The organism is Corallococcus praedator, from assembly GCF_003612125.1.
Taxonomy (GTDB): domain Bacteria; phylum Myxococcota; class Myxococcia; order Myxococcales; family Myxococcaceae; genus Corallococcus; species Corallococcus praedator.
This window is the reverse complement of record NZ_RAWI01000397.1, coordinates 1-8,290: the sequence shown is the minus strand read 5'-3', so window position 1 is coordinate 8,290 and position 8,290 is coordinate 1. Positions and strand designations below refer to the sequence as shown.

At 70.6% G+C, this 8,290-nt stretch carries 11 protein-coding genes; 1 reads left to right on the top strand and 10 read right to left on the bottom strand.

The window, feature by feature from the left end; genetic code table 11:
- From D7Y13_RS33990 to sppA, 9 genes are all read right to left on the bottom strand, one after another.
- On the bottom strand, positions 1–421 hold a 421-nt coding region (locus D7Y13_RS33990; protein ID WP_120630907.1), incomplete at its 3' end, for a hypothetical protein.
- A gap of 1 nt (position 422) precedes the next feature.
- On the bottom strand, positions 423–1,202 hold the full coding sequence (locus D7Y13_RS33985; RefSeq protein WP_120585789.1) for an enoyl-CoA hydratase-related protein: 780 nt from the start codon (positions 1,200–1,202) through the stop codon (positions 423–425).
- Between the two features lie 33 nt (positions 1,203–1,235).
- Positions 1,236–2,084 (bottom strand): 3-hydroxyacyl-CoA dehydrogenase family protein, encoded by an 849-nt coding sequence (locus tag D7Y13_RS33980; RefSeq protein WP_120585790.1) that lies wholly within the window; start codon positions 2,082–2,084, stop codon positions 1,236–1,238.
- Positions 2,085–2,131: 47 nt separating this feature from the next.
- Positions 2,132–2,590 carry a hypothetical protein gene (locus tag D7Y13_RS33975; protein WP_199732960.1) on the bottom strand — a complete coding sequence of 153 codons (459 nt, stop codon included), beginning with the start codon at positions 2,588–2,590 and terminating at the stop codon, positions 2,132–2,134.
- Positions 2,591–2,594: 4 nt separating this feature from the next.
- Positions 2,595–3,110, bottom strand: coding sequence for a hypothetical protein (locus D7Y13_RS33970; RefSeq protein ID WP_120537542.1), 516 nt, complete (start codon positions 3,108–3,110; stop codon positions 2,595–2,597).
- A gap of 23 nt (positions 3,111–3,133) precedes the next feature.
- Positions 3,134–4,222 carry an iron-sulfur cluster carrier protein ApbC gene (gene apbC, locus D7Y13_RS33965; protein WP_120585791.1) on the bottom strand — a complete coding sequence of 363 codons (1,089 nt, stop codon included), beginning with the start codon at positions 4,220–4,222 and terminating at the stop codon, positions 3,134–3,136.
- Positions 4,223–4,376: 154 nt separating this feature from the next.
- Positions 4,377–4,979, bottom strand: coding sequence for a hypothetical protein (locus D7Y13_RS33960; protein WP_120585792.1), 603 nt, complete (start codon positions 4,977–4,979; stop codon positions 4,377–4,379).
- Between the two features lie 135 nt (positions 4,980–5,114).
- Entirely contained in the window at positions 5,115–5,867 is a 753-nt protein-coding gene (locus D7Y13_RS33955; RefSeq protein ID WP_120537545.1) for a TFIIB-type zinc ribbon-containing protein, read from the bottom strand.
- A 9-nt stretch (positions 5,868–5,876) separates the two neighbouring features.
- Entirely contained in the window at positions 5,877–7,577 is a 1,701-nt protein-coding gene (gene sppA, locus D7Y13_RS33950) for a signal peptide peptidase SppA (protein WP_120585793.1), read from the bottom strand.
- Between the two features lie 78 nt (positions 7,578–7,655).
- Here sppA and D7Y13_RS33945 point away from each other — a divergent pair, with 78 nt between their 5' ends.
- Entirely contained in the window at positions 7,656–8,006 is a 351-nt protein-coding gene (locus D7Y13_RS33945; RefSeq protein WP_120537547.1) for a hypothetical protein, read from the top strand.
- Positions 8,007–8,061: 55 nt separating this feature from the next.
- On the opposite strand, the gene D7Y13_RS33940 is transcribed toward D7Y13_RS33945, so the two are convergent.
- A partial coding sequence (locus D7Y13_RS33940; RefSeq protein ID WP_279637153.1) for an RNA 3'-terminal phosphate cyclase occupies positions 8,062–8,290 on the bottom strand: 229 nt, incomplete at its 5' end.

Below are 8,290 nucleotides of genomic sequence, written 5' to 3'. Positions count from 1 at the left end.
TCCCGTCCCCGCCCCAGACGCCTGCTCCCTCGGCCAGGACGCCGAAGCGGGACGTGTCCGGGAAGGCCGACACGCGGGCCCCGGCCAGCAGGCGGAACGTGCTGGGCCGCAGCCGGAGCTGGGGCTCCACGAAGGGTGAGACGATGAGCGTGGGTCCCGGCACGTCCAGGGGCGGCGTGGCCCAGGGGTGGATGGGCCAGGACAACACCCAGTGCGCGCCGTCCCCCCACTCCCGGCGCAGGTCCGGGATGAGTGGCTCCAGGAAGCACAGCGTGTAGAGACACAGCGTGCGCTTCCAGGAGACCAGGGCCGGGGCTCGGTCCAGCGCCTCGGCTTGTTGAGCTTCGGCCGGGGCTTGAGCCCGGGCCTGGGGCGCGGCCAGGAAGCACAGCAGGCTTCCGGCCGCGACCGCGTGCTTCACGTCACTTGCCCTGGAACGCGGCGGGACGCTTGGCGAGGAACGCGGCCATGCCCTCGCGCTGATCCTCCGAACCGAAGAGGACCGCGAAGCCCTGGCGCTCCAGCTCGTTGGCGCTCCGGAGGTCCTGATCCGCGCCGTACTCCACCACGCGCTTGGCCTGGGCCACCGCGAGCGGTCCGTTCTTGAGGATCTTCGCGGCCACCGCGCGGCAGTGCTCCATCAGCTTGTCCGCGGGCACCACGTCCAGGACCAGGCCGATCTCCTTGGCCCGGGCCGCGTCGATGCGGTCCGCCGTGAAGAGCATTTCCTTCGCGCGGGAGCGGCCCACCAGCCGGGTCAGCCGCTGCGTGCCGCCGAAGCCCGGGATGACGCCCAGGGTGACTTCCGGCAGGCCCAGCTTCGCCTTCTCCGACGCGTAGATGAGGTCGCAGCCCAGCGCCAGCTCCAGCCCGCCGCCGAGCGCGAAGCCGTTCACCGCCGCGATGGTGGGGATGGGCAGGTTCTCCAGCGACTGGAAGACGTGGTGTCCCAGCGCGGAGAACTCCCGGGCCTGGGCGGCGGTGATGGTGACCATCTCCGCGATGTCCGCGCCGGCGACGAACGCCTTGTCCCCTCCGCCCGTGACGATGAGGGCGCGCGTCTCGTCGAACTTCAGCGAGCGGAGCGCGTCGTCCATCTCGTGGAACGTCGCGCTGTTGAGCGCGTTGAGCGCCTTGGGGCGGTCCACCGTGAGGACGGCGAGGGGGCCGTCCTTCTCCAACCGGATGTTCTCGTAGGCCATGTGCGTCGAAGCTCCTGTGTCGGGTGGGGACGGCTAGTACTTGTAGAAGCCGCGGCCGCTCTTCTTGCCGTACCAGCCTGCGTCCACGTACTGGCGCAAGAGCGGGCACGGACGGTACTTGGAGTCGCCCAGGCCCTTGTGCAGGACCTCGGCGATGTAGAGCACCGTGTCCAGGCCGATGAAGTCCGCGAGCTGCAGCGGACCCATGGGCTGGTTGGTGCCCAGCTTCATCGCGGTGTCGATGTCCTCCGCGGTGCCCAGGCCCTCCATCAGCGCGAAGCAGGCCTCGTTGAGCATCGGGATGAGGATGCGGTTGACGATGAAGCCCGGGTAGTCCTTGGACACCACCGTCGTCTTGCCCATGCGCTCGGCCATGGCGCGGATGGTGGCGTACGTCTCATCGCTGGTGGCCGCGCCGCGGATCAGCTCCACGAGCTGCATCACCGGCACCGGGTTCATGAAGTGCATCCCGATGACGGACTCGGGGCGCTTCGTGGCCGCGGCGATGCGGGTGATGGGGATGGAGGAGGTGTTGGTGGCGAGGATGCCGCCAGGCCGGACGACTTCATCCAGCTCCAGGAAGATGCGGCGCTTGAGGTCCTCGTTCTCCGTGACGGCCTCGATGGCGACGTCCACGTCCTTCGCGTCGCGTGCGCTGGTGAACGTGGCGAGGTTGGCTTCCGCGGTCTGCTGCTTCGCCGCGTCCAGCTTGCCCTTCTCCACCAGCTTCTTGAGGCCCGCCTTGATGCGGTCCGCGCCCTTCGCGAGGCCGTCCTTGTTGACGTCCACCAGCGACACGCGAATGCCCGCCTGGAGCGCCACCTGCGCGATGCCCGCGCCCATCTGCCCTGCACCGACGACGACGATGTGTTCCGTTGCCATGGCGACTTCTCCTGTGCCGGCGGCCATAACGCACGCCTCCAGGAGGGTCAACGACTGGTGGCGGGCAGGCGCAGCTGGCGGACGATGGCCTCACCCTCGCCCACCGACACCCGCTCCTCCAGGCGCACCCGCTGTTCGCTGTCCCGCATCTTGAGGAACAGGAGCGTGCGGAAGGTGCCCTCCGGGAGGTTCATCTTGAAGGTCACCTCCGGGGGCGGGCCGCTGGTGAAGAACCGCTCCTCGCGCTTGAGGATGTGCTCTTCCGGGTCCAGGACCTGGAGGTCCATGGCGCGCACGTCGCTCCAACCCGCTCCGTCAAGCTGGAGGATGAGCTGTCGCTCGGGGACGTCCGTCGCCTTCCACAGCCACAGGCCCACCGCGACGATGGCGATGAGCGCCAGGCGCTTGGGCAGCGGGTGCGTGCGCCAGGTTCCGCGCGGCTTCGGGGGCACCGGCGCCTGTGGGGGCTCCGGTGCGGCCGGTGGTGATTCCGGTGCTTCCGCCACGTCCCTACTCCCGCTTCGTGCGCTTGGAGGCGGGACGGCGCGCGTTCAATTCCGTGATGACCACGCGCGCGGAGGGCGGCGGCTCCGCGGCCTTCTTGCCCTTGGGGGCTTCCGGCGGCGGAGGCGCTTCTTGCTTCTCCTCCTTCTCCGACGGCACCAGGCGGATCTGCGCCTTCACCTCCACCGTCATGCCGGAGAGCAGCTTGAGGAATTCATCGCGCAGCTTCTCCGACTGCATGAAGCGGCGCAGCTCCTCCGTGACGACGCGGGAGATGTCGTCCTTGGTCTTCTCCGCCTGGGAGAGGATGAAGCCCAGGGCCTCCTTGGGGAGCTTGAGCTGGCCCGCGAGCGAGCGGATGCCCTCCTCCGTCATGAAGACCGCGCCCATGCCGGCCACCGCCATGCGCCGCACGAAGTCCGGCACGAAGCCCCCCGAGCGGCTCTCACGCCCGGGCTGCTGCTCCGATTCGTCGAACAGCGGATCAGGCGGGAAGTCGTCGTCGTTGCCGGCGGGGGCCATGCGGTCTCCTTACGGGTTGGGCACTACCGGGCCTGCATCACCGGCAACGGCACGCTCTTCATCGTCTGCGCGGACACACGTCCGGCCACATTCCGGGCGATCTCCTGGAAGGCCTTCGCCTCCAGGCTGTCCTTCGCCCCCGCCACCACCGGCACGCCCAAGTCTCCAGACTCGCGCACCTTGAGGTCCAGGGGGATCTCCCCGAGGAATGGAATGCCGAACATCTCCGCCGCCTTGCGCCCGCCACCGTGGTTGAAGATGTGGGTGGCCTTGGAGCAGTGCGGGCAGATGAACTGGCTCATGTTCTCCACGATGCCCAGCACCGGGATGTGCACCTTGTCGAACATCTGCTTGGCGCGCACCACGTCCGCCAGCGCCACGTCCTGCGGCGTCGTCACCAGCACCGCGCCCGCCGCGCGCACCGACTGGGACAGCGTCAGCGCCACGTCACCCGTGCCCGGGGGCAGGTCCAGGATGAGGTAGTCCAGATCTCCCCAGTTCACGTCGCGCACCAGCTGCATCAGCGCGCCGTGCAGCATGGGACCACGCCAGATGAGCGCCTGATCCGCCTCCACCAGGAAGCCGATGGACATCACCTTGATGCCGTGCGCGATGAGCGGATCCAGCGTCTTGCCGTTGGGGCTCACCGGACGCTTGTCCGCGAGTCCCGTCATCAGCGGCACCGACGGGCCGTAGAAGTCCGCGTCCAGCAGGCCCACCTTGGCGCCGTGCTGCGCGAGCGACACCGCCAGGTTCACCGCCACCGTGCTCTTGCCCACGCCACCCTTGCCGGCGCCCACGAGCAGGATGTTCTTCACGCCCGGCAGCAGCGCCCCGCCGCCACCCGAACCGCCCGCGACGCCGCGCACCTGGGCGCCCCACTCGATGTCGAAGGACTTCAGGCCCGGCACCGCCTTGAGCGCCGCCTCCGCGTCCGCCTGGATCTTCCCCTTCATGGGACACGCGGGCGTGGTCAGCTCGATCTTCAACTTCACCGTGTCGCCCGTGACGCGCACGTCCTTCACCATCCCGGCCTTCACCAGGTCGACGTGCAGCTCGGGATCGATCACCTTCGACATGGCCGTCATGACATCGGCCTGTGTGACGCTCATCGGGACACCTGAAACCTTTTGAAAACAGGCGTTTGCACGCTTGAAGGGGGGCGGAGATTGCCAGCACTCCGGGGGCTGTCAACGTCGTTTAACGCGAGGGCCCGGAAGGTGCATCAGCCATCGCCACGGACTCACCGCGCCCGGCTTCTGGCCCTCATTCGATGGCCGCCACGCGGTACTCCCCGTCTTCCAGCACCAGGCGCACCGCGCGGTCCTCGCCCAGGGGGAACAGCGCCTCGCCCGCCGCCACGCGCACGTGGGTGTTGAGCGACAGGCGGGCCCGGCGCAGGCGCTCCTTCGCCAGGGGCTCGCGCTCGAAGTCCTCGCGCAGGCGCTCCGGGGTGTAGCGGGCGCGCAGCGGAGAGGCGAGCAGGCCCCATGCTCCCTTCCAGTCGCGCGACTCCACTTCGTCGAGGAACTTCTTCAGCGCGGCCCGGGGCACGTCGGCCGGACGGGACTCCACCACGCGCCAGTCCTCGCCCTGGCGGGCCAGGGTGACGGACGGGGCCCGGGCCTCCAGCACGCCCGTGCCGGTGCGCACGGCGGCGGCGCGTTCACGGCGGGCGGCCTCGTTGGAGAACTCGTCCAGGAAGGCGACCTCACCCTCCGGGCCCCCGGTCGTCAGGCGGTAGGCGTCCGACAGCCGGTTCTCCTCCAGCGCCTTGGCGTACGCCTCCGCCACGGAGGCCGGCTCACGCGACGCGGTGGCGCAGGCGGTGCCCAGGAGCAGCAGACTGAAGGGAGCGAGGCGCGGCATCACTGGCGCGGCAGGGTAGACCCCGGCCCCGGGGGGAGCAATCTCCGGGCGACCCGACGCGTCGTTCCGGGGCCCTCCCCTTCCCGCCGCGCCCCTGTGCGGGCGGGCAGGTGGGAGGTCCGCCGCAGGGGGGCGTCAGCGATTGCGGAGCAGTTGCACCACCCAGTGCACCAGCTCGCCCAGCTCCACGCCCTGGCCCACCGCGATGTCGGGTACGCCATCGGGGTATCGGTGCTTGGGCAGGCTCGCGCCCGACACGGCGCCCTTCGGGCGGTGCTCGCCGCAGTAGATGTCGCCGTTCCAGGCCCAGGCCTGGCTCACCGGCACCGGGAGTCCGCACTGGACGCAGCCAAAAGGAGACGACAGGCCGTAGCCTCCCGAGGGCGAATGCGACGGGGGCAGCGCGGCCGTGGAGCCCGGGGCCTTCCAGGGATCGGCGCCGCCATCCGTGGCCGGGGCGACCTCCCACCCCGCCTTGGCGCCGGACGGTGGTGCCTTCGGGGCCTCCACGGTGGCGTGTTCCAGCGCTTCGAACTTGCCCGCGTCCAGCCATGCGCCGCCACACTGCACGCACAGGTCCACCGTGCAGACGCGCGCGGACACCAGCCCCAGCCTCGCGCCGCAGCCCGGACAGGACACGGGCTCGCTGCGACAGGTGGCACAGCTGGCCAGGGCGCGCGGCACCAGGTGGCCTCCCGCGCGGCACCGGGACGCGGCGTTCCTCGCGGTGCCCATCAGCGGCTTGAGCGAGGGCCGGTCCGGAAAGCGTTCCAGCTCGCCTCGATCGAAGAACAGGCCGTGGCAGCGCGGACAGATGTCCACCTCCACGTCCGAGGCCTGGACGACGTTCAACGGCTGGCGGGGGCACACCGGGCAGGAGCGGGCCATGGGCCCATGCTAGTCGAAGCGCCGGGAAGTCCCGAACCCCCAGAGGCCCCATGCCGCGGTGCAGAAGGCGTAGGTGGTGGGGTGCGCCGCGGCCGTGAGCAGCTTCAGGAGCGACAGCTTCGAGCGGGCCCCGCCGCCGTAGCGGATGATCTCGAAGTCGTCCGACGGCGCCCTCGCCTCCTCCATCGCGTGGCGGCAGACCTCCTCGAAGCCGCCGATGCGGTCCACCAGCCCCGCGTCCCTCGCGCGCAGCCCCGAGTACACCCGGCCCTCCGCCCGCTCGTGGATCTCCTCCTTCGTCCGGCCGCGCGCCTGGGCCACCAGCTCCAGGAAGGACTGGTAGGACTCCTCCACTTCGCGCTCCAGCGCGGCGCGTTCGTGCGGTGTGAAGCCCCGTGAGTTGGAGCCGAACGCCGCGTTCTGACCGCGCGTCAGCGTGGTGCGCTGGATGCCCAGCTTCTCCAGCAGGCCGCCGTATTCGAACTTGCCGATGAAGACGCCGATGGAGCCCACGATGGCGTGCGGCGCGGACCAGATCTCCTTCGCGCCGATGGCCGCCATGTACCCGCCGCTCGCGCACATCTGATCCACGTACGCGATGACCGGCTTCTGCTTCGCCACCCGCTTCACCGCCTCCAGCATCTGCTCCGACGCGAGCCCCGAGCCGCCCGGGCTGTTCACCGCCAGCACCACCGCCTTCGCCCTGGGGTCGCGCCCCGCCTTGCGCAGCGCCTTCACCACCGTGTCCGCCGCCGCGAACCGGCCCGCCCCGCCGCTGCCCGGGACGATGATGCCCGTCACGTCCACCACCGCGAGCCGGGGCCTGCGCCGCAGCGTGCGCCAGCGCACCGGCGGAAAGGCCTGCGTCGCCAGGTACGCGCTGAAGGTCGGCACCGGGGCCTCCTCGTCGCCGTCCTTCTTCTTCGACTCCAGGCCCAGGTGCGCGCCCAGGTCCGCCTCGTGGACCAGCCCGTCCACCAGCCCCGCCTCCAGCGCCCGCTTCGCGCTGTAGGGCCCCGCGTCGATGAGGGCCTTCGCCTCCTCCGGCGTCTTCCCGCGCGACCGGGAGAGGGAGTCCACCAGCACGGCGAACCGTTCATCCAGGAAGGTCTCCAGCGTCTGGCGCTGGATGTCGGACACCGTGCCGTCCGTGAAGAACTCCGGCGCCGTCTTGTAGTCACCCCGGCGGGCGAAGTGGGCGTGGATGCCCACCCGGTCGAAGGCCTCGCCCAGCACGGTGGCCTCCGCCGCGTAGCCCACCAGCTCCACGCGCCCCATGGGGGCAAGCAGCACCTCGTCCGCCGCGCCGAGGACGGGGTACTCGTTCGTGTCCACCATCACCGCCCAGGACACCACCCGCTTGCCGGCGGCCTGGAAGTCCGACAGCAGGGCCAGCAGGGCCTCGCGGCGGGCGTCCGTCAGGGACAGGCCCTCCACCTCCAGGAGGATGCCCTCCACCTTCGCGTCTCCAGCCAGGATCCGCAGCGCCCGGCCAAAGTCCTCCAGGGAGGTGACGGTGGCGGGCTCCACCGGGGGGGCGCCCAGGCGGAAACGGGGGCCCCGGCGCGGCCGGTACGGCAGGCTGCCCGCGAGCCGGAAGCGGACCCATGCGGGTCTTTGACGCACCGCCATCACCCGGAAGGGCAGGCCCAGGAGCAGGCGCAACCCGAGGAACAGGTTGGCCAGGAGGACGAAGGGGAGCCGGAGCATGCGGCGCGGGTAACGGCCCAGGTGGTGTGAAGCAACCCCTGTTCATCGCGAAGGGAGGCTCTGTTAGGCTCAGGGCCCATGTCCTCCCCCTCGCTCCCCCGGCTTGTTCTCATCCTCGCCCTCGTCTGGGGCGGAGCTGTCGTGGCCCAGCCCCAGCGCCGTCAGCCCCAGGACTTCCAGACCCGCAAGGAGTTGACGCAGGAAGAGAAGGACGCCGCCAAGGCGCGCGCCATGGGCAACAACCTCTCGGGTTACAGCAAGGACGAGAAGCCCAAGGAGAAGCCCATGCCGTGGCGGGCCATTGGCCTCGCGGGCATCATCTTCATGGTGTGTCTGCCCTTCGCCATCCGCGCCTACCGGGGCACGGTGAAGGAGATGGCCACCGCGAACACCTTCGGCGCCCAGGACCACAACGAGGACGAAGCCTAGCGCCGTCCTGGCGCCGTCCCCTCCGGCGCCAGCGTCCAGAACTTCGGCCGGAGCTTCAGGCCGGGCGGATCTCCACCGCCCCGCCCGGCTCCACGCGGATGTCCACGGGCAGGAACCGGCGCAGCACCTCCGCCTGCGTCGTCAGCTCCCCCGTGACAGCCGCGGTGGTGAAGCGCGTGGTGCCCGGCGTCACCGGCCCCAGCCGCCCCGACGCCAGGAGCGCCGCCGGCAGGAGCAGCTGCTCCGCCAGGTGCTCATCCAGCGCCCCACCCGTCTCCATGAAC

Excerpts from the sequence above, each read along its gene's own strand:
- D7Y13_RS33985 (WP_120585789.1), bottom strand. The coding sequence starts at position 1,202 with ATGGCCTACGAGAACATCCGGTTGGAGAAGGACGGCCCCCTCGCCGTC.
- D7Y13_RS33980 (WP_120585790.1), bottom strand. The coding sequence starts at position 2,084 with ATGGCAACGGAACACATCGTCGTCGTCGGTGCAGGGCAGATGGGCGCG.
- D7Y13_RS33970 (WP_120537542.1), bottom strand. The coding sequence starts at position 3,110 with ATGGCCCCCGCCGGCAACGACGACGACTTCCCGCCTGATCCGCTGTTC.
- apbC (WP_120585791.1), bottom strand. The coding sequence starts at position 4,222 with ATGAGCGTCACACAGGCCGATGTCATGACGGCCATGTCGAAGGTGATC.
- D7Y13_RS33960 (WP_120585792.1), bottom strand. The coding sequence starts at position 4,979 with ATGCCGCGCCTCGCTCCCTTCAGTCTGCTGCTCCTGGGCACCGCCTGC.
- D7Y13_RS33955 (WP_120537545.1), bottom strand. The coding sequence starts at position 5,867 with ATGGCCCGCTCCTGCCCGGTGTGCCCCCGCCAGCCGTTGAACGTCGTC.
- sppA (WP_120585793.1), bottom strand. The coding sequence starts at position 7,577 with ATGCTCCGGCTCCCCTTCGTCCTCCTGGCCAACCTGTTCCTCGGGTTG.
- D7Y13_RS33945 (WP_120537547.1), top strand. The coding sequence starts at position 7,656 with ATGTCCTCCCCCTCGCTCCCCCGGCTTGTTCTCATCCTCGCCCTCGTC.